We start from the raw sequence: 26896 nt of genomic DNA, 5'->3' as shown, positions 1-26896 counted from the left end.
TGCTCGACGCGATGATCGCCGAATTGAACGCAAGCGCATAATCGCAATAGACCGCAGTCCGGTTCATCGAACCGGACTGTTTGCCCCTCTTCATCCGTTTCTTATCTCAATGCATGGGAGGATCTGCCGTGTACCGATTGTTGATCGTCGACGATGAGCGCATTATCGCAAGCGGAATTAAGAAAAGCGTCGATTGGGGACGGCTGGGCATCGTCGGCGTTGCGGTCGCGCACAATATGCGCCAGGCGATCGCCGTATTCGAGAAGCAGCCGGTCGACATCATGATCTGCGACATCGAGATGCCGGCCAGTCCTTGAACAAGAAAAAAAATAAGCCGCCCGGTGAAAAGAAGTGGTTATCGGTCGCTTCGGGCTCGAGCATGACGGAGACAACGCGGCGGGAAATTGCAAAGGAATTGGGGTTTTGTTTTGACTTAAGCACCATACTGAGCATTTGGTCAGTATGGTGCTTTTTTGATTTTGTACCGAACAGGTAGATATTATTATCTTTTTTCCTACACGTATGATTAAGGGGTGCACTTCAAAAGTTGGTGGTTCTTTTTGTTGATTAATGGGCAACTGGCATATTGTCTTTAGTCCAATCCTTAGGGTTGGTATCATCCGGAATCACTTGATTAATAGTATCGAGATAATGATTTGCTTTGTTAATCATGAATCCGCAAGTTTTAATTTCCTCAACAGACATCCCACATTTTTTTAAGTTTTTAGCCGGTCGTCGTTGTCTTCTTAAAAGCAGCAGCTCTTAACCGACCGATAGAGAATGAATAACTAAGAAACGGCAGTCGTGATAGGCTGCTGTTATCTTTCGTCTTAAACGAATCGCATAGGTGATCATAAATTATCCAGTTGAATGGAGGGTCTAGCCATGGGCTAGGAACTATCTGATTGAAGGCGTTTCCGGCACCGGCAAAACTTCGGTCTGCAAAGAATTGCAGCGGCGCGGCTACCATGCCATTAATGGTGACCGTGAATTGGCTTATCAAGGCGATCCGGAAACGGGTACACGGACGGATGGCGTCACGCACGAGCACCACATTTGGCATGTAGATAAAGTGAAAGCGTTGGTCGCCAACCAGGATGAGGCGGTAACATTTTTCTGCGGTGGTTCTAGGAACTTTTCGAAATTCATTGATCTATTTGACGGCGTGTTTGTCCTCGAGGTCGACCTTGACACATTGAACCGGCGGCTTGACGAGCGACCGGAAAATAAGTGGGGCGGAAAGAAAACGGAACGGGAACTCATTGCGCGATTGCACCAAACGAAAGAAGATATTCCGAAAAACGGAATTATTATCGACGCCACCGCACCGATCGGGCACGTCGTTGACGAGATCGTCCGTCAAAGCGAAGAAAATAATCGCCAACGACAGTAACTTACGGTCGGTTGGAGTTCCTCTCTCATCTCATTAACATTATTGTTAAAATAAACCGAATAACGGCCGGTGACGGCTGTTTCTTTTTTTTCGAGGAGGAAATGGACTTACAGGCGGAATTTACTCCTTCTGTTATACAACCCTTTCCAATAAAACCCCTACTTGATGTGCCATATCACGGGGGGAATAGGGCATCTCATTTGTGATCCACCATTCCACTAGCCTTACGTAAGCAGTGCCCATAAATCGAAGTATAACATCTTGATCTAATCCACCGTTTTTCTCTTTCGTTAGGTCTACTTCATCTTTGAACTCAACCATAAGGAACTCAAGAAACCGGCTACGGAAAGAATGGGCACCTTTGCTCGCTAACATCGTGGAAAAAAATAAATAATTACGTTCAAAATATTCGAAAAAGGCAATTGTTGCTCCTCTCCAATCCATCTCACAAGCCCATTCGCACATCGCATGCATTTCGTTTATATGTTCTTCAATGAGCTTATCCAACAAGTCGTATTTATCATGGTAGTGAAGGTAGATGGTTCTTCGGCTAACATTCGCCCTATCGGAAATATTTTGAATCGTAATTTGATTAAACCTTTTCTCCGACATCAGTTCAATAACAGCTTTTTTAATCGCGTCTTGAGATTTTAGTATTCTTCGATCCACATTTGCCCCATTAGACATAGCAAGACCACCTAACTTTCTTCACAATTTTAATCATTCTGCGCATTAGTGCACGAATTGCGGCTTTTTAGAAATTGAAGATCTTTGTTTTGTATTCAATAATAATACACAAACGTCACATAATTCATCAATGTGACGAATTTATAAGAAGCCCAAATTTTACACACCATTTTAGAAAAGGAGACTTATAAACAACATGTTCAAGACTCATAGCGTAAGAACCTCAAGCAAAAAGTCAAAAGCACCTTTACACCCTATCATACTTCTCGCCGCTATTACCCTTTTTTTGTCCATATTGTCGTTAGATCGGGTATCCGCCCATCACGGTTGGAGTTCGTTTGACACGCGGTACGCGTATTACATTAGCGGAACGATCAGTGATGTGAACTGGGGTAACCCGCATTCCGAGGTAACCCTCCGAGTGGATGAAATAGACCTCCCGGCTGACTGGAACAATCGGGAACTGCCTCCCGGTGCGTCAGAAACGGATGGCAAGTTGACGATTGAATCTGCTCGCCCCTACCAAGGAGATCACGAGGAAATACACCTGGTTCTCGCAGGTCCCGAGTGGATGGAACGTTGGGGTCTTGACCGGCCTCTTGAGGAAGGCGAGAGCATTGAAGTGGTGGGCTATCTCAACACATCCGATGACGATGTACTGCGTCCCGTCATGTTCTGGCTCGCGGATGGCCAAGGCGTCTGGCAACAACTAACCGCTTTTCCGGACCAGCCTGAGCCTGCACCAAGCGCTCCTAATCATGCAGGCGAGAACGAAGAGGAAGTCAGCCCGCAACCTGCACCTGCTGAGAACAATATGGAGAATCAACCCCATTCACAGCCTGCTTCTCCAGAGGACTCGGCCATTTCAGATGAGAGCAATCAATCGGAGCAGGCCGCCTCGTCCGCAACCACATGGCTTGTCGTCGGTGTCATCATCGTGGCTGCCGTCGTTGCCGGCGCCTTTTATCTCATTCGTCAAGGCAAGAAAAACGGGTAGTGGCCGTATGTATTGTTTTTGCTCTCTCTTAGTGGTCACTATCTCAAACAGGAAGGAGGCCGAACTAATATGCGAGTGACCAGTAGCTGGCTAATGGACATCTATAGCGAGCTCGAACGTTCAGAAATCGGCGAAGTTGTGGGAAGAACCCCCTACCTGTATCCGATCCTTGAAACCCTGCACATTTTGGGAATCGCAATCCTGGTCGGATCTGCATTAGCGTTCGATCTTCGGTTGCTGGGGATTGGCAAACGAATTCTTCCCGTTACCATCGCGGCCCGTCACCTTCTTCCGCTCTGCCACATTGGGTTCATAATCGCAGCTGTAACGGGTACTGTACTTTTTACTGCAAGTGCGCTTGGAGTGGGTTTAAGCGCGGCCGCGCCTTGGAAGCTAGGGCTTATCGTAATTGCAGGCGTGAACATCGTTATATTCCATTGTGGCGTGTACAAGACCGTTGAGAGGTGGGATCTTCATATCCAAGCACCAATAAGTGCCCGATTCGCAGCTGTAATATCGTCGCTTACATGGACTGGCGTTATCACCGCTGGAAGACTTTTGGCTTATATCTGATGACAGCATCAATTTACATTAAGAAAGGAATCGCATTAAACGAGGGGATTGAATGGGAAATAGTTGGAAAATATACCTGTTGGCGTTCATCAGTTTCTTTGTTAGTACATCAGAGTATGTTATTGCTGGTATACTGGACCAAATCTCCGTCTGGGCACATATTACAGTAGCGTCGGCCGGACAACTAATTACCGTATTTGCAATCGCTAATGCGATCGGCTCTCCTCTTTTCGTAATAGCGACGGCGAAAATGGATCGGCGCAAGCTTTTAATGCTTTCTCTCGCCATAGTCGTGATCGGCAGCGTATTGACAGTTACTCTACCGGGATTCGGGTTTCTCATCCTATCTCGTATTGTACTTGGGATAGGCGGCGGTGTTTTTCTTATCGGTGCGAAGACGGTAGCAGCGAAATTAGCAGAACCAGGCAAGCAAGCTGGGGCGATTGGCACCGTAATTCTCGGGTTCAGTGCAGCCCTTATTGCCGGGGTTCCCATTGGCCGCCTTGTAGCTTCTGCTTACGGCTGGAAGGTCATCTTTATCGGTATCGGTACACTTAGCTTACTTGCAATCTTTGCTTTGGCTCGGACCATCCCGCCCACAGAAAGCGGCGCACCTGTGCCTCTCGGGAAGCAACTGGCCCTTATGAAGAATGTGGAAATATTATCGGGCTTTGGGGTTACGTTCTTCTGGCAGTTAGGATACGCCATGCTCTATGCATATATTGCCCCTTTTCTGCTCAATGTTTCATCCATGAGTGAACGGGAAGTGAGCATTGCTCTCTTTGCCTTCGGTATCGCGACCTTGATTGGATCCAAGTTCGGTGGATTCATGACGGATCGGATCGGTATCTCAAAGTCGCTTTTGATTGGCATGGTTGTTCATACCTTGGCCATGGTAATGCTGTCGAGTATCGCCAAATCGACTGTCATCACCATTCCGCTTCTTATGCTGTGGGCTTTCTCCGCATGGTCGTCTGGACCGGGGCTGCAATTTAATCTGGTAGCCCTTGCACCGGAAGCTTCGGGCATCATGCTGAGCTTATACGGTTCTATCATTCAGCTGAGTATCGCTGCAGCTGGGGGGATTGGCGGTCTAGCAGCGGGTGGTATATCTCTGCGGGCAGTTGGTTGGCTTTCTGCTGCATCCGTCGCGATAGCCGTTATTCTTGCGGTGGTATCATTTAGCCGCAAAACAAGCAGGAGGCTTAGCTATGAACCGAATTGAAAAATCGAGAAACGTACATCTGATAACTGAACCTCAAGTAGTTGGTGACAATATTTGTATGCAATGAGGTCAGCGTTCTGGATATGATCGTAGTTTGTTGAAATGAAATTTGAAAGGAGAAAATAATGAAAAAAATTGTAACGATGATATTGTCAATTTCCCTGCTCGTTTCAGCGACCCTATATGCAGGCCATGTTCTGGCAGCCGAGGAGAGCAACCCCTCACAAACAATCACTCGAAGCGGTTCGCAAGCTACCGTAAAGGGGTCGGCTGAATATTTTACCGGCAATGTACGCATTGATCCACTATTCCCTGTAAACGATCCGGCAAACTATACGGGGGCATATGTCACGTTCGAACCGGGAGCTCGGTCAGCTTGGCATACCCATCCGGCAGGGCAGAGACTAATCGTTACGGAAGGCGTTGGCCTGTTGCAGGAGTGGGGCGGTCCCGCCCAGGAGATCCGGGCAGGCGATGTTATCTGGTGTCCGCCGGGCGTTAAGCATTGGCATGGAGCGTCACCGGCCACAGAAATGACGCATATCGCTCTTACGGGGGTGCTCGATGGCCAAAACGTTGAATGGTTGGAGAAGGTATCAGATGAGCAATACGATCTTAATCAGCCGTTAACCGCAAGACAAGAAAATATCGTTACGATTGCGGCATTTACCGCCGCAGGGGATTTGCCGAAATTAGAGCATGCTTTGAACGAAGGTTTGGATGCAGGCTTGACCGTCAATGAGATTAAGGAAATCCTCGTACAAATGTATGCTTACGCAGGCTTCCCTCGGGCCTTGAATGGGATCAACACATTTATGGCCGTTATGGAAGAACGGGAAGAGAAAGGCATCAAGGACGAGACCGGCAAGGAAGCAAGTCCATTGCCTGCAGACAAAAGCAGCGTCGAACTTGGAACGGAAATTCAGACCGAACTGATCGGAGCACCTGCTGCGGGTGGCTATATTACATTCGCCCCGGCTATCGACGAGTTTTTGAAAGGACATTTGTTCGGTGACATCTTCGGACGCGACAATCTGGATTTCCAGAGCAGGGAACTGGCAACCATTGCGGCCTTGGCCAATATGTCGGGCGTCAATTCTCAACTGGAGTCTCATTTTAAAATTGGGTTTAATACCGGTCTGACTGAAGCTCAAATGAAAAGACTGATCTCCGTGCTCGAAGTCGAGGTCGGTAAGAAAGAGGCAGATAATGCCCATAAAGTATTAGATAAGGTGTTAAGCAACAAGGCTGATTAGGGCATTAAGACGGACTGTTCTTCTAGAACAGTCCGTTTTTGTGGTTGAGCAGTATTGACATCGTTCACCTAAATCAAATAAAATGAATTAACGTTCAATTCATTTTATTGAGGAGAAATGGCTATGGCTCGCACCAAGGAACAGAACCAGCAAATGTCGGAAGCTACAAGAAATAAAATCGAATCCGCCGCTCTGCAGTGTTTTGTCTACAAGGGCTTTTCCTTAACCAGTATGAAGGATATCGCGGAAGCGGCGGGCATCAGCACAGGCCTGATCTATCGGCATTTTTCCTCCAAGCAGGATCTGTTTGCCAGACTGGTAGACAATACGATGACGGAAATGGCTGAAACAATAAGGTTCCTCGATTCCGAGGGAAGCCCTTCCGACGCATTGGCTCAGGTGACGTCCGACCTGCTCAAGGATATTCAGACTAACAAGGAAATCACGCAATATTTTATATTGATGACCCGTTCGCTTCTGGCCATGGAGCCTCTCCCCCAATTGGCAGAGCTGAAAAAATGCGATCTGCTGCTGTTCCAGCAAGCTGCCCGTTTAATTGAAAGGGGGCAAAAGTCGGGCGAATTTAAGCTTGGCGATCCTTATCAATTGTCGCTCTTCTTCTTTGCCGTGATTCAGGGGGTTGCCGATATGAAGGTATTTATGGGGGACTCTTTCATTGTGCCTCAGACGGATGAGGTGATGTCTTTTCTGTACAAGTAATGCAAATAGGAATGGATCAGGAAAGGAATTGAAGGCCATGAATGCGCTAACCAAAGACCGGTATTCGAAGGCAGGTTCGGTTTTCGACGGCTATCATCATCAATTGATCGTTTCCTCCGTCATCGACGGCAATACTCGCGGAGAAATTTATGTGGACGATATCGAGGACCCGAAGACGGGGATCATTCACGGGATTGGATTCGAAGTGTTATGCTCGGGCGATCCAGAGAATGAGTTATTCCAACAAGCTTTTCCCGATTTACTCGTTAACAAGCTCATTCCGAACGCCAGAACGAGCGGGATGCCGGTTATCAATATCTATTTTCCTTCCGATTCGTGGGAGTGGGCACTTCAAAGGTTATTGTCAGATCGACTGGAGCTTGCGGTTGTCAAAAAACGATTTTATACTTTCGATCCGGCCAACTGTCCTCCTCGAAAGGAGATACAGGCACATTGCAAGCTGAAGCGGATCGATGAAAGTCTCCTGAATGACGATTCGCTCAAGAACAGAGATACGTTACTGCAGTGGATACGGATGTCCTGGTTATCCGTCGACGATTTTGCAAGGAAGGGAGTCGGCTATTGCATTCTGGAAGATGGTAGGATAGCCAGCTGGTGTTTGTCCGTCTTTGCTTCTGGAAACCGATTGGAATTTGCCTTGTTTACCGACGAGCTCTTCCGAAACAGAGGATACGCCAAAAGGGTCTCCTCAGCCTGCGTAGCGTATTGCTTGGAGAATGGCGGTTTTCCGCTTTGGGTGTGCGACGACAACAATATTCCCTCCATCCGTGTGGCCGAGGAGACCGGTTTTAGCAAAACGCTGGATTTTCATGTGCTGCAGGTCAAGCTGTAATAGCAAGCCGGATTACAAAAAACAGAGGAGAGCGACGTATGGAGGAATGGTATAAACTAGACCACGCCGGTAAGCTGTTCCCGGCAGTTGCGGGCCGGGAGAACTCATCAACGTATCGGTTATCGCTAATGCTTACAAGTCCTGTCAATCCCTCTCTCTTACAAAGGGCTTTGGATGAAGTGATAACGAGATTCCCGCTATTGGATGTGGAGCTGCGAAACGGCCTGTTTTGGAAATTCCTGAGAGAGAGACACACGCCTCTGACAGTGGAACCGGAAACGGCCTATCCCTGTGCGCCAGTCATGCTTTCGGAGGAGAACGGAAGTCTGGTAAAAGTGTTATTTTACGGTAATAAAATCAGCGTTGAAATTTTTCATGCCCTGACTGACGGAGGAGGGGCACTCGAGTTTCTCAAAACCTTGGTATACCAATATTTATTTTTGCGCGGCGAGAACGTGGAGGACAAGGAAGGGATGATTCTGCCCCCAGCATCGTTTGCCCGTTATGCCGAGGCGCAGGACAGCTTTAAAGCTCATTATTCTTCGGTCCCTTCGTATACTAGGCGGCCAGAGGCATTGCAGATTCCGGGTACTCGCTTTACGCCTTATGGACATCATGTGGTGCACGGAATGATTCACGCATCCAGGCTGAATGCAGCAGCCAAGCAGAGGGGCGTAACCCTTACAGCTTACCTGACGGCCATTCTCATCATGGCGGTTTATGCCGCTACTATGCCCTTTAATAACGAGAAACGGCCGATTGTGATCAGCATGCCGGTGAATCTGCGAAAAATCTTCCCTTCCAGCAGTCTGCGCAACTTTTTTGCGGTGATTAACATCGGAGTGGAAATGAATGAAGGTATGGCATTCGAGCGGGTGCTCGAAGTCGTACATGCACAGATGAAAGAAAAAACGACCAAGCCCTATCTAAACCAAGCAATGGCGAGCAGTATGAAATACGAGAAAAATCTGTTGTCCAGATTTACGCCGCTTAAGTTGAAGGACCTGGCTATCCGGTATGGCTTCGATCATTACGGCGAAGAGGCCAAAACACTTACGCTTACCAATCTGGGCAGAATCGACATTCCTTCCAGTATGGCGGCACATGTAGAGGCGATGGAAACTACCATGTACCCGACAGCCAAAAGTCCGATTAACTGTGCCGTTTGTTCTATGAATGAGGTACTTACGATCACATTTGCGCGCAATATCGTCGAAAGTGATGTGATCATGCACTTTTTCCGCCAACTTGCCAGCCTAAGCGGACTGGACTTGAGGATCGTCAGCAATGATTGGGGGATGGGGGCATGAGATGTGAAAGCTGCGATGTACTCGTAGATCCGTCACATGCGATGTGTCCCTTATGTCGAAGGAGCATAAGCGGAAATGACGCAGCGCAATCAATCGGCAATAGATGGTACCCTGTGTATAAGATCACGGAGGAGCAACGGGCCAACAATCTTTATTCAAAATGGCTTGCCTTCATCGTGCTGGTCGTTATCAGCCTCTCCGTCCTCATCGACACGATGGGAGGAAGTGATGTCTGGTGGAGTTTATACCTGATTCCCTGCGTGCTTTACGTTTGGCTATTCATCAGGCATACGCTAATGTCCAGATCACACCTCGGAGCCAAAATCGTTGTTCATTTGCTCGGGCTGTCCGGCATGCTGTTTTGGATTAATGTGGTGGTGGGCACGAATTACTGGTCGACTGGTTACGTTATTCCGTTCCTCGTGATGACGGCCACCTTGCTGATAACCGTGATCTGCAGTACGAGAAAAATGCGTTGGCGGGAGTTCGCGGGATACTTATTGACACTTATTCTCCTCGGTTTTATCCCATTGCTGCTTTATACCGTTGGCATGTCGCATGTATTATGGACGGCCGTCGGGTCTGCGCTTTATGCCCTGTTAACGTTTGGCGGCATGTGGCTGCTTGCAGACAAAGGATTTCGTAAGGAGATGAAGCGAAGATTACATTTTTGACATTCACTTCATCCAGTTGGTCATTTAACGAATTGCTGCGAGAAGTCTCCCATCCTCTTCAGGTGGCGTGATGAATCGCAGCCCGCTTTGATCAAACGCTCAAACAGCATCTCATTTATCACTTCCCGATGAGAACATATGTTTGGTATAATGGCTGTAATTCCTTGGAAAAATCCGAGAGATTCGGTTACCAACCATTCGATTATCGAAAGAGGGTGAAACGGTTGATACGGGTCCAGCCGCCAATGGAAGAAGTACCGCCGGGCAGAAGCTGGGGATTAACCAGAGCTATGTTTCGAGGATTGAGAAGCGGGCTCTGATGAAGCTTTATCATGAGTTCTATAAGGCGAAGCGTTAGATAATGTGCAGATTACTTGAATAAGCAAAGCACCTTACTTAGCAAGCTGACGGTAAGGTGCTATTTTGCATTTGATATCGAATATGTTGAATTCAACTCAGAGCAATGAGCACAACATATATGTCTTGATGGAAGCAGTGCAATCCCTATGATATAATTTTATAAATGAGAAGGAGAGAATTTTTATTTTCGCTGATGTAAGACCGGACGTATTCTGATTCGGGAAAAACAAACATGTGCCTGGGAGGATGTATGGATCGTTATTTGGAGCGGCAGCTTGCTCAGGCTCTGAAGGAAATAGAAGCGCTTCGACAAGAGAACCAACATTTAAGATTACAGTTATCTAAATATGAGGAGCTTGACGATATCAAAGCGAGTAATCCCACTAATGTTATCTCCACTGATCAAGTACAAACCCCCATAGGTCGAGTCCACCTTCATTCTAGTCCGCAGGAGAAGATCGTTCTATTCCGTTCTCTATTCCGAGGGAGAGAGGATGTATATTAACCCAAACAAGAGAGCGCTATTATCAATTAGCGTTGGACTCGTACGATCGATTATTTCCAAACCAAGATACGCTGCCTAATGCAAGATAATTTAAGGAAGTGAGCTTATGAAAAATAAGAAGAAGAGAAAGAGGTTGCACCTTTCAAATCCAGAATCTTTTTCCATTGAACAAGATGATCAGTTTTATTTTATTGCCGGTTATACGGAAGGTGGAGCTCCTTATGGGGTGACGTGGGAGGAGTATGAGGTTCAATCAGCCCTTGCCAAGGAGAATAGAATTAGCGATGGAGGATCTCAAATGAAGCAATTAGTTCTTACAGAGCGTCAGCTTCAGGAGCTTATAGAAACCTATGATATGCATATGGACGGAATCGAGCATTTCTTGAATATCGATACTGGTGAAATTGTTATGATAAACTCCTTTGACGGAGACGATGAAGATGAGTCGCTCAGTGAGGCCATTGAAGAAGGGTTTAATGAGATCTATTTCCAAATCTCCCATCGCGAATCTCATGAGGGATATATGGATATGGAGGACTTTGCAGACACAGTATCAAACGAGAAATTAAGGAAGAAGCTATTTAACGTATTGATCGGCGGGAAGAAAATATTCCGTAGATTCAAGGATGCATTAGCCGCGGATGGCCCTGAATTGGATCGCTATTATAAATTTGTGGAAAGCAAAAATAAAGAACGTGTCCTGGATTGGTTAGAATCGATAAATGTTGATCTGAAAGTATTCGTTGAAAAAGATAATTCAGCTGACAGAACCGTCAATCGAACAAAAATCCGAATGCCGGATTCGTAGTATGTTACCAAAAGCGCAGTTGTCAGGGCATTCAGAGGCGGTTGCAGCTGCGGTGGAGTGGGAGTGGAGAAGTCCTCATTCATGGGATCAGATCGGTCTGTATTTAAATGTAATGTATTGAACGAGATGAGGGAGAGTATGAGCCGAAAGGAAAAAGGAATCAATCCAAGCCTGATTGCCGTGATGACCGGAGTGGAGCCTCCGCTAGATGAAACGCCGACCGTAGCGACGCTGCCGGGACAAGCTGCTTTCATGATTTCCAAACGTATCAAAAAAATTGCCCCCGCTTATAGAGCGAACAAGCAACGGCTGCGGTGCAAGCAATGCGGACATGCTGCGGTTTACGATATTGGAATGACGGTATTTAACGGGGCAGGCTGGATAGACGTGGTCGAAAACTTTAATTCCGACACAGACTTTGATGTAAAGGGGAAGTTAATTGAGAACGCGCAGTTTACCGGGTACATCCGTTGTACTGCGTGTAATGGTGCAGGGGAGTGGGAGTTTACCTCGCCTCTCTTTTCGCTGGGATTAATGGGGCGTGTAAAGAGAGCCAAGTCAGAGCCTGAGGCAGGGTTTATGCTTGGACGTATGCAGTTATATGATGGCACTACTCCGCAATGGGTTAGCGAAGGAGAAGAACGGTTTCTGGAACGGCTCAGGAATGATCCGTCCGATAGTCAATTGTGGAACAAGCTTGGAAATTTGTATTTGAAGGGTGGGAGACCGGAGTTGGCGGCGGCTGTTTTTGAGCATGCGATCAAGGTGGATGCATCACATGTGGAATCCCATTATTCACTGGCTGATATGCTGCTGCAAATTGGAGAACTGGAGCTTGCCGCAGGGCATTTCCGGCAGACTTTGGTATACGCGCGCGCATATACGAGGCTTGATGCCTTGAAGCTGCGGAATTTTTTGGCGGACAGCTTATGCAAGCTGATGGATATTCATCGTGATACGAAAGAATAAATTCCTTTTCTGCCGACGGAAGAGGAGCTTGCACCTTTGAAACAGGCAGATGAAACTGCTGCAGCTGCAGCTCAGGAATTGCATTTGTATGAATTTGAATTGCGCTCTGGGGATCGGGAGTCATTCCTTCCCGTGGCGGAGATGTATATGGGGACATTGACGGATAGCATTCCAAAACATGAGCGCAAGCTTCGCAAGCATGAATCCTTGGAGCAGTTGGAAAGGGGCGGGAAGCAGGCTATGAGTAAAGAAAAAGTCGGTTATCCGGAAAAAGAATGGGGATCCGAGCGGCAACCCATCATCGTTAAAGTGAGAACGGAAGAGCGAGCGGCGCAGGTTGCACGGGTATGCGATCATTTTAATTGGCACTACATCATGGGTATGGAGTTTACAGAGGATCTAAGCGATTTGAAGAAAGCACTAAAAGAACGGTTTGCGCCCGCGAACGTATATGATCCGTGTCCGTGCGGCAGCGAAGCGAAATATAAGTTCTGCTGTGCAAAAACGATAAAGAATTTCGATTTGAACCAATATTTAAAGACATTCCCGAATGAATCTTCATCTTGATTGTATAGTTTGCGGCAAAATAGCGGCAATGGTATGAAGTTATTGAAAGGGGTGATTTTATGTTTACACCTAAATATTCAATAACGGATACCATTGCGCGCAGACTGATGGATATACAACGCGCTAGTGCGGTGGTAGATTTGCTTCCATTGCCAGCATCAATCTTGGATCTACTTAAGAAAGAATCAATGGAAAAGACGGTCATTCTTTCAACAAAGCTTGAAGGAAACACGCTTGACGAGGCGACGAAGCGAAAAGCATTTTATCAAACCAGTAGTGACAACGAAGAGCAGGAAGTTTACAACTTAAATGAAAGATTTGGAATATCTGGATGATGTCGATAAAAGACAGCTTCCGGTCACAGAGGAATTTATTAAAAAGCTGCATGCCATTATCCGAATATCACATGGACGAAGACCGCGTGATAGCGGATATCGCGAGGAACAAAAAGTTGGCAGCCGCAATGCTTCCGGTTGCAGCCGGAATGGAAAGATATCCCTGTATTAATGGAGGAAACCGGGTGCAGGACTTAAATAAATACATTAAACTTACTGGTGATCGAGCGAAATTGGATGCAAAAGCAAATGGCACATACATAGTGTATAAGACAAGTGACGGTCATATGGTCAAAGAGTATTGCAATGGAGTAATAGAACGTGTAGAGGATTCGGAGCGCAACAAATAGATAGACAACAAAGCCCGTACAAGAAGTACGGACTATTAGGGCATTCTTATCTTACTTTCCTATTTTATTTTTTTCTTTTTGTCGACGAATCATCGGCCGCTTTGGACTCGAGCACGCCGGGGACGAGCGGACGCAGCGGGAAATTGCGAAGGAGCTGGGGATTAAAGAAATAACTTTAATCTAAAATATTTGAATCAAGATTCTAAAGTCAACCCTACGACAGGGCCTTGCCTTTGTCATGGTAGGGGTTATTTTGTATCGAAATAAATTAGAAATCCATAGTTGGTAATAAGTTTGTTTCGTGTACTTTCGTGTACTGCAATCGCGAGTGAAACAAGCTAAAAACATCGTGCCCCCACAGGCGAAAGTCATGCAGCATGTACGGCTGGTTTATGCCTGCCTTCATTGTGAGCGCAATGCGTTGCAACCCCGATCGTAACAGTGCCAATGCCAAGGTCAGTTTTTCCCGGAAGACTGGCTAACTATATAAGTCCTATTCAACCACTTAATGCCTCCGCTTAGTCCACTATTGTCAAGCAATATATATCCATTGTGCTCTTGAAGTACCTCTTTCGACTGGAACACCGAAATCGACTGGTATATCCGAAAGCGCCTCACTCTGTTCTGGAACAAGAAGCGCAACCGTCGTAACAAACACAGCAAGTCCCGTCAGGCGGCTATGGCTGCCCAATTTGCAGGACTTAAGAAACTCGCCAGTCACAACCGAATTCCTTCTAAAATGCGCTGAGCCGCCATACAGAGCTCCACTTGTCGGAAGCCGAGTCCTTGGACGTTCTTCAGAGGTCCGCTTATTGTGGAGTGTACCCAATCGGGAAAGGAATGTACGGCGTATTTATTAATTCCTTTGGCCGAGGCTAGCGTCTCCGCCAGGCGGACGATAAAGGTGATGGAGGAGGCGCTAGCCTCGAGACGCATGCTGCCTGACAGCCTTGGCACGATGACCCTGCTCCACAGCTCACGGGCAGGAATACCGCTCGCGCCGAGCATACGACCGAGCGCAAGTAGCTTGGCATCGGGAAGCGAAGCCAGCATCTCGTCGCACGTCTCTTCGGTTAAGCCGCCTATATCAATGCAGTAAGTACGGCCTTGCAAGCCCCTTAGCTGTCGGAGCGCGTCGTAATACCCCATGCTCATGCTACGGCGTATCGCTTCGGGGTTAAAGCTCATCATACCGCCCAGCGGCTCGGAAGGCGAGATCGTCGTAATTGTGAGGCCGGGATATCGGATTTTGCGCGTCACGCCGAGCCCGAACGTTCGGACCGCGACGATGCTCGTATATCCTTTACGGGCGAGCATGTTGATCGGACAATTGTCGTACAGCCCGCCGTCGATATAAGCTTTATCGTCGATGAACATCGTCTGAAAGCCGGGAAAAGCGGCGCTGGCCATCAGATAGTCCAATACACGCCCCTGCGGAATATCCTCCTTGTAAATCTCGAGCGGCGCCCGATCGCTCAAGGAGACCGTCACCAGGCCGAAGTCCGTTGCAGCAGCCCGCAGCCGGCTTTCGTCGATGAGGGATTCGATCAACTGGCGCATTTTTCGCGTGTTCATGCCCCTGTCCGCGATTAACCGCTTGGTGCGCGCGGCCAAGTGTCGCAAGGCGGCCGTATCGAGCTTTCGCCGCATCAGCAAGCTATATTCTTCGTCGCTCATGTCGAAGATCGATCTGGCGTCCAGCCGCTCCCACACCTGATACCCGCTCTCGAAATCCCCTTGCGCGATGACGGCTCCGTTCAGGGCACCGATCGAGGTACCTGCTATGGCGTCGAAGGTATGGCCGGCCTCCCGGTAGGCTTTCGCCACTCCCATATGGTAAGCGCCTTTGGCGCCGCCTCCTTCAAGCGCAAGTGCCAGCTTGCCTGTATTCGTTGCTGTCACGACTTCCGAACCTCCTTCATGACTCGCTTGGACATTTAATAACTTTTAAGAAGAGCCGCCTATATTCCGTGATGGAAAGTTAAGTATATTATAACGCGCGGTATATCCGGGCGTACAATATCGCAACGCTAAACAACAAGTTATTTTCGGATATCCTACGCCGACATAGCGGATTGGACACAGATAAAGCATTACTCATCAGAATTGCCGAAGTGGGTGGAACTGATTAAGCAAGCACTCGAATTGCGAAATAATCTACGCGACATCGGCACGATCGGGCTCATCAAAGCGATCGAAAGCTTCCAAACGGGCAAAGGCACGAAAGCAATAACGGGTTATTGGAACCTGGAGAGAGCTCAGTGTTCATCTGTCCGGAATGTAACGAAGACTTGGTGAGAAAGAACGAGCCGGCGGAACTTATATTCTCATTGGGTTTCTGGTGGTTGTTTTTTCGGCAGGGGACAAGAAAAAATGTTTGGATATACTGCCAGTCCAGACTTTAAAGTACTTTATTTTCATGAAACTGCTGGTAAGGTTTATAGTAATGTAAGGCTTTTCAACTTTTATATGTAGTGATAACATTGACATGGAGATGACAAATTTGAAAAGGTGGTTTCATGGTAAATCTTCTGCTCAGGATCTTTAAAAGCAGTCAGTTTAAAGATCTTTTTATCAGGTTTTTAGCAGTGCTTTGCGTTGCCTTACTACTACCATTTGTATACATTTTTCTACAAGATCGTTCTTTTAATGAAAATGTAAAGAAAAAGAATTTTGATCTGCATGCTGCTGAGACAATGGAACCAGGGAAAAGAATGATTGATAACCTCATCTTAGATTTCGAAACCAAAACAATCGAATTTACAAACAGCAGAGCAGTCTTGAACGCGGTAAATAAAACACAAATTACGAAAGAGTTTTCAGATTTATTAATATTGAAAAACGAGTTGAATATGTATGCGGATTCACTATGCTGTGTAGACCGGATCAGTTTGCTTTTCAAGGAAGAAGGCCTCACGAAATCAATCACTCAAGGCTCGATGAATCGTACACCCTTATCCGCAGATCAATGGAATGGGTTGGTAGCTTCAATGAAAGCGAACGGGAACTGGCAAATTCATGACGGAAATCTTCCGGGGGAACAAACGGCAGAACAGGGGCAGAAACGGATTTCTTTAATCAGACCGATTCCTGCTATCGGCAGCGAGCCTCAAGGCTTGATTATTGTGAGTCTTGATCCTCGTGCGCTGTTTACAAATACAATCCGTCCACGATCGGGGGAGGAACTTTGGGTTTTGAGTCCGAATGGAAGAGGTGCATTTGAAACCAACACGGGCTCTTATATAAATACGGATCAATTCGCCAAGCTGAAACAGCAATTGTCGGCTTCCCCTGATTTTACGACAACCTCATTTAATAATAGAGATTATTTTGGCGAGTTAAAAAGGTCGGAGAGAACCGCTTGGAGCTATTTTTATTTGATTCCGTCGAGTCATATCGACGTTTATAGCCATAATCAAGTGTTGTTGGGTATCATTGTAGTGTTCGTGTTGGCGATGGCAGGTTATATTGGATTAGAGCTTAGAAAGGTCTACCAACCGGTAAAAAAATTAATAAGTTTATTTAATAAAAATAAGGATATGATCGCGTTCCCTAATACGAACAATAATGAATTTGCTTATTTGGTTTCGGCCGTTACCTCCATTTTGGACAAGGAAATCGCTATGGAGGGGCAGATCCAAGCAAATCTATCCATCATCCGTCAAAAAATATTAAAGGATATGCTGAATCAGGCTTCCGGAGATCATCGAAAGAGGGTTGAGCTACTCGGGAAGCATGGAATTTTCGTGACTCCATATGGTTTTATAGTCAGCGTGATCCGAATCAATGATTATATCGAATTTAAAATGAAATATACGAGTTCTGATCAAGAACTCCTGCGATTTTTTATTTCTAAATTTACGGAAGAGGTTTCAGTTAAGCGACTTCATGTATATACAGTTGATATGAATGATCGGGATATCATCCTTATTTTTAATGTTACGGAGCCTTTGGAGCATGAACATGTCAGAAATCTGGTTTTGAATGCGATGGAAGAAACCTACGAACATCTGAAAAACTACTTGCCTCTTCAAATTAGCATAGGCATGGGAGATTTAGCTGAGGATTTATCCGTCATTAACAAATCTTATGAGCAGGCGAAGCGGGCACTGGCTACTTTCGTTACTCAGAATAAAGAACATATTAAGCCGAGTTGGCTCATTCAGGAAGAGTCCGATCCCAATATTTACATGAACAACCTGAGGGAAAAGACACAAAGAGATATTGCGAATGCATTCTTTTCCAATGAAATGGCGAAAGTATCCGATATACTCAACCTGTTGAAGAAATACATTATTGATACAAAAGAATATCCGATCGTGCTGGTGAGGCATACGTATTTAGAAATTATTTTGACCATTTTGGGTAAATTAAACGAGTCCAGCAGAAGGCCAAATGATTCTGTTGATATTAATAATATTTATGATCGAATGAACAATATTGAAACCGTTGACCGGATAGTACAGTATGCGGAGACATTGCTTAGGAAATGGGCCGATCAACTGGAGTACGATGAGAAGACCGAAGAGCTTACCATCGTACAGAAAATGGTTGAATATGTAAATATCAACTTCAATAAGGAGATCTCCCTAAACGGAATTGCATACCAGCTTGGCTTCGATCCCTCTCATGTAAGCCGGTTGTTCAAGCAAGAGGTTGGCACCAATTTTATGGAGTATCTTTTAACACTTCGTATAAATCATGCTAAGCATTTATTAACTAATGGCAAGATGACGGTAAATGAGATCTCCGAGCGTGTAGGCTACAATAATGTACACAGTTTTATTCGCGCATTTAAGAAATTTGAGGGGACGACGCCTGGCCAATTTAGAGATTCCAATCATAAACGATTTTTGGACAGTCAGGAAGTGTATTAACACGAAAAAATACGACCAATCAGATCGTGTACATTGCCTCAAAAAAGGTATATTGGTAATGCTAAGACCCATAAAGACCCTTGGATATCAGCGAGTTGGCAGCGTATCCATTGTGTCAGAAATGGGTCATTTTTTTTTATCCTGCTGCTTTTATACAATGGGCACATATCCTAGGGGCCTTGGATATCGGGTTGAAAATAAACTCGTAAAACATTTATTAAAGGGGATGGCTGCATTGAAGAAGAGTAAAAAGACCGGTTTGATTTTATTAGTGAGCATTATGCTGTTCATCGCGGGCTGCGGACAGGGCGGCAATGCTGGTGGGAATGCCTCGTCTGGCGAAGACAATAAGGAGAGCAGCAGCGAGAAGGTCACACTGCAATTCTGGTATCCGGGACATGAGGAAACGATCACCGCTCCAGTCAAAAAGTTGATTGCGGGCTTTGAAGAAAAGAACCCGAATATCAAGGTCGAGTATACGTCAATCCCATGGAAGGATTATTTTCAGAAGCTGACGGTCGCATACGGCGGCGGCTCCGCACCTGATGTACACGGCCTTGGGTTCGGCCAATTGATTTCAACGATAGACCAAGATAAGTATATGGACTTGAATCCGTTCATTGAGAAGAGCAAGTGGGACGGGAAGGAGGACTTCTTCCCTGACGTATTGAAAGCAGGCGAGTGGAAGGGCGGACAATACGGCTTGCTTATGCCGGATGTACGAGCCCTGGTTTGGAGAAAGGACTTTTTCCAGGAGGCCGGCCTTGACCCGAACATGCCGCCGCAAACATTAGATGAGCTGTTTGCGTACGCGGAGAAGCTGAAGAAAGTAGAAAATGGGAAAACGGTGAGGGCCGGCCTGGATATTGCGACAACAAACGGGGAGCAGAATTTCTTGTCCTTATTGCTTCTGCAAGGAGCAGACTACTATCAAGCGGACGGCATGCCTACCTTCGATTCAGCTGAGAGCATTGCTATGTTAAATAAATTGGTCACTCTCAAAAAGAACGGTGTCATCATTCCGTATAACAGTCAGCGTCTGGAGGGCACGTTATTCCAGAACAGTGAAGCAGCGATGGGCTTGGCACCGGCTTATTCGCTAATCCAGCTTAAACAGGCTGTCGGTGCGGACAAGATCGGCTTCGCGCTTCCGCCGAAGGGCAGCTCGGGCAAACAAACGGCACTTATGCTCGGGACGTTCCTGACCATGTCCAAGAGCACCAAGCATGCAGATGCTGCATGGACGTTCATGGAATACTGGACGGCCAAGGAAAATCTGTTTCAGGTGGCAACTGCGAGCGGCTATGTTCCTCCGCGCAAATCGCTGAAAGAAGACTATCTGAAGCTGGCCCCCGAGAATCAAACCGTTTTTGAACTGCTTAATGATGCGCGCGGATTCACAATCTCGAACTCTTGGGCTGTGAATTCCAAATATTTGCGCAATGCGCTGGAAGAAGCGTACTTTGAAACGAAGCCTATCGAACAAGCCTTGAAGGATAATGCGGAGAAGGCCAAAGAGGAATTAAAGCTGAAGTAATACCATTATCATGATGCTTTTGTGCGGGAGCGAGTGCATGCTCCCGCATCAACAAGCATTACATGGATTGTGAGGGCTGATAATGAAGAAGCTGTATCATACGATACTTCCCTATATATTGATTTTACCGAATATACTCATCTACGCTGTATTCGTCTTGCTGCCGTTAGTATGGGTTTTTTACTTGAGCTTCACAGAGTACTCTGTCATTTCACCTGCGAAATGGATTGGTCTTGGAAATTATAAGGCGATGCTATCTGATTCGATCTTCCAGAAGGCTATGATGAACACTATGCTTTACTGGGTGGGTACGATTATCCCTATCATGTTTATCGGACTTATCGTTGCTGTACTTTTAAATTCAAAAGTTCGTGGAATGGCGGCATTTCGCGCAGCTGTTTACTTGCCGGGTATTATTTCATCCGTTGCAGTGGCCCTTACCTGGTTATGGCTATTAAATCCGACACAAGGTCCGATCAATATGTTTCTTGAGTTGTTAGGCTTTAATACGCTGGATTGGCTCCAAAATACGAAGACTGCGCTGCCGGCTGTCATGGTGGTTGGTGCTTGGACGGGAATCGGCTTTGCGATGATTATTTATTTATCCGGTTTGCAAGGCATTTCCGATCAATTGTATGAGGCCGCAAGTATTGACGGTGCAAGTGCGGTACGCCAATTTTTCGCAATTACGATTCCAATGCTTAAGCCGGTAACCTTCTTCCTGTTAGTAACCGTCACTATCCGTTCGTTTCAGGTATTTGATCTTGTGTATGTACTCACCGGAGGCGGACCGGTCAATTCTACGACCACAATTGTCAATGAGGTATTTAAGGCAGGCTTCCAGGAATATAAGATGGGTTATGCGTCTTCCTTGGCTATTATCTTGCTGCTGATCACCATGCTGATCACGTTAGTCAACTATCGATACGGTTCGAAACAGGACGTATGACCAAGGGGGAAGGTAGAACGAAATGAAACTTCAACAGAATTCGTTAAAACGTTCGGTCATTTATGCAGTGCTCATCTTAATAGCGGTAGCCATGATCATGCCGCTGCTCATTATGATTTTTACTTCATTAAAAGGGGATGCAGAGTTTGCATCCGAGGTCAAAACCTTCCTTCCGAAGGAATGGAAGTTTTCCAACTATATTCTTGCGCTACAAGCGACGAATTGGGCTGTTTATTTCAAAAACTCGTTTATCGTTACGGTCATTGCTGTAGCAGGCAGCTTGTTTTTTAATACATTGTCGGGCTATTCCTTCGCAAGGCTGAAGTTTAAAGGAAGAGACATGATATTTATCTGTCTGTTGCTGGGACTTATGGTACCGGCTCAGGTGACGATCATCCCGCAATTCATGATTATGAAATCGATTCCGTTTTTTGGCGGTAACGACATATGGGGGAATGGCGGCAACGGCTGGCTGGATACGTATGCTTCTCTTATCATACCTGAATTATCCGGAGCGTTCGGTATCTTCTTCGCCCGCCAATTTTATCTTAGCTTCCCAAAGGAACTTGACGAAGCCGCCGAGATTGACGGCTGCGGTATATTAATGAGATATTTCAAAATTTATTTACCGATGAGCGGACCGATTATTGCCTCATTAGGTATTCTGAAAACGGTTGCTGTCTGGAATGACTTCTTTCACCCGCTCGTGTTTACAACGAAAGAAGCTATGCGTACCGTACAGTTAGGACTTTCCGTATTTCAGGGTCAATATAGTGTGGCCTACAATCTGCAAATGGCTGCAACAATGGTTGTGTCGCTTCCACTTATCATCATGTTCTTTGTTTTCCAGAAGCATTTTGTACAAAGCTTGCTTTCTTCTAGCGTAAAGGGTTAAAGAGAACTGGAAAGCTATAAGCAAATAATTAGAAAAGTGAGGAAATGCGATGAAAGCGATAATGCTGATGTTTGACACGTTGAATAGACATATGCTTCCGCCATATGGATGTGATTGGGTTCATGCACCAAACTTTAAGAGGCTTGGGGAGAAAACGGTTGTTTTCGATCAAGCTTACGTTGGAAGCATGCCTTGTATGCCTGCTCGGCGGGAACTTCATACAGGGAGACACAACTTTCTCCATCGTAGTTGGGGACCAATGGAACCGTATGACGACTCGATGCCGGAAATTCTGAAGAAAAATGGCGTATACTCCCATCTGGTGACCGATCACCAACACTACTGGGAGGATGGCGGCGGAACGTATCATACTCGGTACAGTTCATTCGAACTGATTCGCGGGCAGGAAGGCGACCCTTGGAAGGGGGAGGTGGCGGAACCGGAAATACCGGATATGATCGGCATGAAGGAAATGCACTCGCTGATTCGGCAGGATTGGGTCAATCGGAAGTACATTCGTGATGAAAAGGATTTTCCACAGGCGCAGACAATGGAGAAGGGCTTGGAGTTTATCCGTAACAACCACGCGGAAGACCGATGGTTCATTCAGATTGAAACGTTTGACCCTCACGAGCCTTTCTTTGCGCCGCAGAAATACCGTGATTTATATCCGCATGACTACAGCGGCAAGCATTTTGATTGGCCGCCCTACGGGCCGGTGAACGAAACGAAGGAGGAAATCGAGCATGTTCGTTACGAATATGCAGCTTTGCTTAGCATGTGCGACGCCTATCTCGGCAAAGTGCTCGATACAATGGATGAGCTGGACTTGTGGAAGGATACGATGCTGATCGTCAATACCGATCACGGTTATTTGCTGGGCGAGCATGACTGGTGGGCGAAAATGGTCATGCCGATGTACAACGAGATTGCACATATGCCGCTGTTTATGTGGGACCCGCGGAGCGGGAAATGCAACGAGCGCAGGAAAAGTCTGGTGCAGACCATTGATTTGGCTCCGACGCTGCTACGCTATTTTGGACTGGAGATCCCGGCAGACATGCAAGGAAAGGACCTGAAGGACACAATTTCCGATGATTGCAAGGTGCGCGATGCCGCAATATTCGGATTGCATGGCGCACATGTCAATGTGACGGATGGCCGCTATGTATATATGCGAGCACCGGTTTCCAAGGACAATACACCTTTATATAACTATACGCTTATGCCTACGCATATGCGCAGCAGGTTCTCTGTTGAGGAGCTGAAGGAAATAAGCTTACAGGCTCCGTTTTCGTTCACCAAAGGTGTGCAGACGATGAAAATCAAAGCCGCTAGCCAGAATCAATATCATACGTTCGGTACTCTTCTGTATGATGGAACAGTAGACCCATTCCAGAGAAATGCAATAGAGGATCCGGAATTGGAACAGAATATGCTCGAACAGCTTAAGCAGCTCATGGAAGCGAGCGAAGCTCCGTCTGAGCAGTATGTCCGACTGGGCATATAAAGAATTAAGTCGACACAAGGAGAATCGAACTCAGGTTTGTGTCGTGGAAGCTCGCGACGTTCGCTCCCCGCTGAATTGAGAACGAAATACTTATGCATCTGCGTTCGTTAAAGAAAACCCGCAAGGACGTATCGCTCCTGGATGACCTCGAGAAGGAGGTCGTCATCGGCCGCTTTGGACTTGAGCACGGCGGGGACGAGAGCGGACGCAGCGGGAAATTGCGAAGGAGCTGGGGATCTCACGCTCGTATGTGTCGCGGATTGAGAAGCAGGCACTGATGAAGCTTTATCATGAGTTTTATAAGGCGAAGAAATAATGGATAGAAAGAAAGAACCTTGTGTTGACAAGGTTCTTTCTTTTTCTTCTGTGCGCCTATAATTGCTCAATGACATTGTCCATCATTTTTTCATAGTCCTCTTCGTATCGTTTAACGGAATGCCGAACATCTTCAAATTCTTTATTGATTTTTCGCTGAATTGCTTGTGAATGACTGTAGGAGACCGGGTGCTACATATATTTCTTCCATGCCGCCACCAACTCTTGGTAAGAACAAAACTCACTCCCTTCGCCGCTCGTTGTATCGAAAATACAAAAAAAAGTGCCACCGGTATTGACTTGAAGTTAACTCCAGACGTTAGACTGTTAGACGTACCGCAGAGACCACTAATACACATGGAGAGAATCGGTCATGGTATTCGTGAAGGCGTTGCACGTCGCGGAGAAGATCGGCTGAAGCCGGTAAGCTGAATGCCGTTTCGCTTGCTGCCGGGATAAGGGGGAACGGAGATGAGGGATGATTGGAAGAAGCGCATCGATCGGGCGATGCAGGCGATCGAAGAAGGCGAGTCGATTTTAATAAGCGGCGGAGCGGGGTTATCGTCGGCTGCGGGAATGCAGAGTGACGGCGCCGCGTTTGCGGAACGCTTCGCTCCTTTTATCGAAAAGTACGGGTTGACCGACCTGTTCGCGTCCGTCCATTACCCGTTCGGCACGTTGGAGGAGCGATGGGCGTACTTGGCGGCGTTTATCGGCTATGTGCGCGATGAGGCGGGCCCCGCCGAACTTTATAAGGATCTATTCCGCTTGGTCAAACACAAGGCGTATTTCGTGATCACGACCAATGCCGACGGCCAGTTCGAGAAAGCGGGTTTCCCGGCCGGCCGCCTATTCGAAATCGCGGGCAATTACGGCCGACTGCAATGCGCGATCGGCTGCCACGGCGAGCTTTATCTCAATGAACGTCTCGTCAAAGCGATGATCGCGAAGACGGTCGATTGTGCGATACCGGCCGACATGGTCCCGCAATGTCCCGTCTGCGGCGGTGAAACGGCGCCTAACGTAACGTCCAGCCGGTATTTCGTAAGGGACGAGAAGTGGTACGAAGCGGAAGCGGCGTATAAAGCGTTCGTGCTGGATTCAGTAGGGAAAATGAGGGTGTTCATGGAGCTCGGCGTCGAGCACTCCCCTTCGATTCGGTTGACAATCGATCATGCCGCGCGTCCCGGAAATCATGAAGTCGTCACGATCGATTTCGCCGAACCTATCCGACAGGTCTTGCCGCTCTTTCAACAAACCTAGCTCGCAGTCAAGTCGCGAGATTACCAGAAACCTTGATCATATACCATCGCATACCGTTTTGTTCTGGTAAAATCTTCTCATTGATGCCAATGTTTGACGGAGGTGACCCATAATCGAAGCTGGAATATCGCTAACAAAAAAGAGCCGCTTGTCCGGTGCATGGACCCTCGTTCTTTTCGGTTCACTGACTGCCTTCGGCCCGCTTACGCTGGACTTGTATTTGTCAGCGTTGCCGGAGATCGGCAAGGAACTAGGGGCGGGGGCGTCCTTGACCCAATTGTCGCTTACGTCTTGCCTGATCGGGCTTGCGGCAGGCCAAATGCTGATCGGACCGATCAGCGACGTGAAGGGGCGCAGACTGCCCTTGATCGTCGGACTTGTCTGTTACGTCGTGTCGGCTTTGGCATGCTATCTCGCGCCGACGATCGGCCTGTTCATCGCGTTTCGTCTGCTTCAGGGACTGGCTGCCGCGTCCGGCCTCGTCATTGCGCGCGCCGCGCTCCGTGACTTGTATGACGGCCCTCGGTTCACGAAAGCTTCTGCCCGGCTGGTGTTGGTGATGGGCGCGGCGCCGATCTTCGCTCCGATGCTTGGCGCTCGTGTCGTCGAAGCATCATCCTGGAGGATTCTATTCCTGGGGTTGTCCTTCATCGGTGCCGTCATGCTGCTCACCGTATTTTTTTATTTCCGGGAGACGCTGCTTCCCGAACGGCGTTCGCGGGCAGGGTTAGGGCTGGCGCTGGGAAGGTATGCGATGCTGTTGCGCGACCGTACCTTCATGGCTTGCGCGCTGACGCAGGGCTTCCTGCTGGCAGCTCTATTCGCTTACCTGGCAGGATCGCCGTACGTGCTGCAGGAACTGTTCGGTCTGACGCCGGAGAGGTTCAGCCTGGCTTTCGGGTTGAACGGCTTCGGCTTCATCGCCGCGAGCCAATTGGTAGGCTGGCTCGCGGGCCGCGTTTCCGAGACGCGGCTTCTTCGGCTCGGAATCGGTCTCGCTTGCCTCGGAAGCGCCGCCTTATTGAGCTCGATTGCGTTAGGGACGGGGTTGTACGGCATCCTGCCTTCTCTGTTCGTGCTGATCGCCAGCATGGGCATCGTCGCCCCGTGCGCCAGCTCGCTTGCGCTGCAGAATCAAGGCGGTGCGGCGGGGGCCGCGGCGGCGCTTCTCGGGTTGACGTCGTTCCTGTTCGGTGCCGCGTCGTCTCCGCTCGTCGGGCTCGGAGGAAGCGGGACGGCCGTTCCGTTTGGCGCGGTGATTGCTGCTTCGACGTGCGCTGCCGCCGTATGTTCCTATACGCTTCTCAGGCGAAAGCGGAATGAATGAGCGAATTTTATGATTAAAAAAATATTCGGCAAAGGCCGGTCCTTCTCGGGAAGAGAAGGCCGGCCTTCACTTTTATCGCCAATTCAGCGAGCTTCAGACGAAAAGGTCTTTGTACTGCTTCGGCGTTTCGCCGGCATATTTCTTGAATACTTTCGTGAAATGACTCTGATCGTGGAAATTAAGCAGATTGGCGGCGCGCAGCGGCGTAGCGTCGGAGAAAGCCAAGAGCTTCTTGGCTTCTTCGACTTTCTGCCGCAGGATATACTCGGTGACCGTCATCCCGACCTCTTGCTTGAACAGCTTCGACAAGTACGCCGGATGGACGCCGGCCGCTTGCGCGAGTCCGCCGAGCGTGATCGGTTCGTAAATGCGGTTGAAAATATAGTTCTGGCAGACGACGACGGGCTTCGAATGACGGGACAGACGCTGGCGGGCGACGCGGTCGGCGAAATCGAACATAATCTGTTGGCCGGCCTTGATAACCTCGTCCGCGTCCTTCAACTCCTCGATATGCTGAATCCAGAGGTCGCTGGCGGTGTAGGCCGTCTCGGGGTACAAGCCGCCGTCGATCGCCGCCCGCGTGGCGAGCGTCACGAGGCAGATCGCCATGTTTTTCTCGTTCCGAAGCCGGCTTCTTCGGG

Annotated in this window: 27 protein-coding genes and 4 pseudogenes; 28 read left to right on the top strand and 3 right to left on the bottom strand. The window is 47.7% G+C overall.

What is annotated here, in order from left to right; genetic code table 11:
• Positions 1-128 precede the first annotated feature (128 nt).
• The gene (locus IDH41_RS29925) at positions 129-317 is read left to right on the top strand and encodes a response regulator (RefSeq protein WP_190867797.1); all 189 of its coding nucleotides are present in this window, start codon (positions 129-131) and stop codon (positions 315-317) included.
• 584 nt (positions 318-901) lie between these two features.
• The gene (locus tag IDH41_RS29920; RefSeq protein WP_223830192.1) at positions 902-1393 is read left to right on the top strand and encodes an AAA family ATPase; all 492 of its coding nucleotides are present in this window, start codon (positions 902-904) and stop codon (positions 1391-1393) included.
• Between the two features lie 132 nt (positions 1394-1525).
• On the opposite strand, the gene IDH41_RS29915 is transcribed toward IDH41_RS29920, so the two are convergent.
• The gene (locus tag IDH41_RS29915; RefSeq protein WP_190867796.1) at positions 1526-2080 is read right to left on the bottom strand and encodes a TetR/AcrR family transcriptional regulator; all 555 of its coding nucleotides are present in this window, start codon (positions 2078-2080) and stop codon (positions 1526-1528) included.
• A 196-nt stretch (positions 2081-2276) separates the two neighbouring features.
• Between IDH41_RS29915 and IDH41_RS32260 the strand changes: the two are divergent.
• The 18 genes and pseudogenes from IDH41_RS32260 to IDH41_RS29845 form a co-directional block, all read left to right on the top strand.
• Positions 2277-2498, top strand: a pseudogene (locus IDH41_RS32260) (DUF6152 family protein); the annotation flags it as partial.
• A gap of 3 nt (positions 2499-2501) precedes the next feature.
• On the top strand, positions 2502-3077 hold the full coding sequence (locus IDH41_RS29910; protein ID WP_190867794.1) for a hypothetical protein: 576 nt from the start codon (positions 2502-2504) through the stop codon (positions 3075-3077).
• Between the two features lie 69 nt (positions 3078-3146).
• The gene (locus IDH41_RS29905; RefSeq protein ID WP_223830186.1) at positions 3147-3650 is read left to right on the top strand and encodes a DUF6644 family protein; all 504 of its coding nucleotides are present in this window, start codon (positions 3147-3149) and stop codon (positions 3648-3650) included.
• 52 nt (positions 3651-3702) lie between these two features.
• Entirely contained in the window at positions 3703-4875 is a 1173-nt protein-coding gene (locus IDH41_RS29900; protein ID WP_190867792.1) for an MFS transporter, read from the top strand.
• 125 nt (positions 4876-5000) lie between these two features.
• Positions 5001-6131, top strand: coding sequence for a (R)-mandelonitrile lyase (locus IDH41_RS32065; protein WP_190867790.1), 1131 nt, complete (start codon positions 5001-5003; stop codon positions 6129-6131).
• 123 nt (positions 6132-6254) lie between these two features.
• The gene (locus IDH41_RS29890; RefSeq protein ID WP_190867788.1) at positions 6255-6851 is read left to right on the top strand and encodes a TetR/AcrR family transcriptional regulator; all 597 of its coding nucleotides are present in this window, start codon (positions 6255-6257) and stop codon (positions 6849-6851) included.
• Positions 6852-6888: 37 nt separating this feature from the next.
• Positions 6889-7704: a GNAT family N-acetyltransferase gene (locus IDH41_RS29885; protein ID WP_190867779.1), complete on the top strand. Its 816-nt coding sequence runs from the start codon at positions 6889-6891 to the stop codon at positions 7702-7704.
• 38 nt (positions 7705-7742) lie between these two features.
• The gene (locus IDH41_RS29880; protein ID WP_190867778.1) at positions 7743-9014 is read left to right on the top strand and encodes an alcohol acetyltransferase; all 1272 of its coding nucleotides are present in this window, start codon (positions 7743-7745) and stop codon (positions 9012-9014) included.
• Positions 9015-9127: 113 nt separating this feature from the next.
• Entirely contained in the window at positions 9128-9688 is a 561-nt protein-coding gene (locus IDH41_RS29875; RefSeq protein WP_317890844.1) for a DUF6320 domain-containing protein, read from the top strand.
• A gap of 268 nt (positions 9689-9956) precedes the next feature.
• Positions 9957-10046, top strand: a pseudogene (locus IDH41_RS29870) (sigma factor-like helix-turn-helix DNA-binding protein); the annotation flags it as partial.
• Positions 10047-10513: 467 nt separating this feature from the next.
• Positions 10514-10642: a TOTE conflict system archaeo-eukaryotic primase domain-containing protein gene (locus tag IDH41_RS32255; RefSeq protein ID WP_397328806.1), complete on the top strand. Its 129-nt coding sequence runs from the start codon at positions 10514-10516 to the stop codon at positions 10640-10642.
• A gap of 17 nt (positions 10643-10659) precedes the next feature.
• Positions 10660-11361 (top strand): UPF0158 family protein, encoded by a 702-nt coding sequence (locus IDH41_RS29865; protein WP_190867774.1) that lies wholly within the window; start codon positions 10660-10662, stop codon positions 11359-11361.
• A gap of 138 nt (positions 11362-11499) precedes the next feature.
• Positions 11500-12330: a tetratricopeptide repeat protein gene (locus IDH41_RS29860; protein WP_190867772.1), complete on the top strand. Its 831-nt coding sequence runs from the start codon at positions 11500-11502 to the stop codon at positions 12328-12330.
• Positions 12331-12366: 36 nt separating this feature from the next.
• On the top strand, positions 12367-12897 hold the full coding sequence (locus tag IDH41_RS31670; RefSeq protein WP_223830185.1) for an SEC-C metal-binding domain-containing protein: 531 nt from the start codon (positions 12367-12369) through the stop codon (positions 12895-12897).
• A gap of 59 nt (positions 12898-12956) precedes the next feature.
• On the top strand, positions 12957-13232 hold the full coding sequence (locus IDH41_RS31665; protein WP_223830184.1) for a hypothetical protein: 276 nt from the start codon (positions 12957-12959) through the stop codon (positions 13230-13232).
• A 149-nt stretch (positions 13233-13381) separates the two neighbouring features.
• Positions 13382-13582: a hypothetical protein gene (locus IDH41_RS31660; RefSeq protein WP_223830190.1), complete on the top strand. Its 201-nt coding sequence runs from the start codon at positions 13382-13384 to the stop codon at positions 13580-13582.
• An 88-nt stretch (positions 13583-13670) separates the two neighbouring features.
• A pseudogene (locus tag IDH41_RS31655) lies at positions 13671-13745 on the top strand (RNA polymerase subunit sigma-70); the annotation flags it as partial.
• A 138-nt stretch (positions 13746-13883) separates the two neighbouring features.
• A complete protein-coding gene (locus IDH41_RS29845; protein ID WP_317890843.1) occupies positions 13884-14021 on the top strand; it encodes an IS66 family transposase zinc-finger binding domain-containing protein in 138 nt (45 codons plus the stop codon).
• Positions 14022-14299: 278 nt separating this feature from the next.
• Here the strand turns inward: IDH41_RS29845 and IDH41_RS29840 are convergent, their stop codons facing one another.
• Entirely contained in the window at positions 14300-15484 is a 1185-nt protein-coding gene (locus tag IDH41_RS29840) for a patatin-like phospholipase family protein (RefSeq protein WP_190867769.1), read from the bottom strand.
• A gap of 617 nt (positions 15485-16101) precedes the next feature.
• Here IDH41_RS29840 and IDH41_RS29835 point away from each other — a divergent pair.
• The 8 genes and pseudogenes from IDH41_RS29835 (at position 16102) to IDH41_RS29800 (ending at position 26255) form a co-directional block, all read left to right on the top strand.
• Positions 16102-18459 (top strand): helix-turn-helix domain-containing protein, encoded by a 2358-nt coding sequence (locus IDH41_RS29835; RefSeq protein WP_190867767.1) that lies wholly within the window; start codon positions 16102-16104, stop codon positions 18457-18459.
• A 235-nt stretch (positions 18460-18694) separates the two neighbouring features.
• A complete protein-coding gene (locus IDH41_RS29830; protein WP_190867765.1) occupies positions 18695-19996 on the top strand; it encodes an ABC transporter substrate-binding protein in 1302 nt (433 codons plus the stop codon).
• 82 nt (positions 19997-20078) lie between these two features.
• Entirely contained in the window at positions 20079-20945 is an 867-nt protein-coding gene (locus IDH41_RS29825) for a carbohydrate ABC transporter permease (RefSeq protein WP_190867764.1), read from the top strand.
• A 22-nt stretch (positions 20946-20967) separates the two neighbouring features.
• The gene (locus tag IDH41_RS29820) at positions 20968-21840 is read left to right on the top strand and encodes a carbohydrate ABC transporter permease (RefSeq protein ID WP_190867762.1); all 873 of its coding nucleotides are present in this window, start codon (positions 20968-20970) and stop codon (positions 21838-21840) included.
• A 49-nt stretch (positions 21841-21889) separates the two neighbouring features.
• A complete protein-coding gene (locus tag IDH41_RS29815) occupies positions 21890-23350 on the top strand; it encodes a sulfatase (RefSeq protein WP_190867760.1) in 1461 nt (486 codons plus the stop codon).
• 47 nt (positions 23351-23397) lie between these two features.
• Positions 23398-23666: pseudogene (locus tag IDH41_RS29810) on the top strand (sigma factor-like helix-turn-helix DNA-binding protein); the annotation flags it as partial.
• A 470-nt stretch (positions 23667-24136) separates the two neighbouring features.
• On the top strand, positions 24137-24928 hold the full coding sequence (locus tag IDH41_RS29805; RefSeq protein WP_190867758.1) for an SIR2 family NAD-dependent protein deacylase: 792 nt from the start codon (positions 24137-24139) through the stop codon (positions 24926-24928).
• 148 nt (positions 24929-25076) lie between these two features.
• Positions 25077-26255, top strand: a complete 1179-nt coding sequence (locus tag IDH41_RS29800; protein WP_223830183.1) for a multidrug effflux MFS transporter — start codon at positions 25077-25079, stop codon at positions 26253-26255.
• 93 nt (positions 26256-26348) lie between these two features.
• Here IDH41_RS29800 and IDH41_RS29795 read toward each other — a convergent pair.
• Positions 26349-26896, bottom strand: a 548-nt coding sequence (locus IDH41_RS29795; RefSeq protein WP_190867756.1) for a helix-turn-helix domain-containing protein, incomplete at its 5' end; no start/stop codon positions are given.

It is taken from the genome of Paenibacillus arenilitoris, assembly GCF_014705655.1.
Lineage (GTDB): Bacteria > Bacillota > Bacilli > Paenibacillales > Paenibacillaceae > Pristimantibacillus > Pristimantibacillus arenilitoris.
Note: the sequence above shows the minus strand (reverse complement) of the source record. Positions and strands in the feature narration are given on the sequence as shown.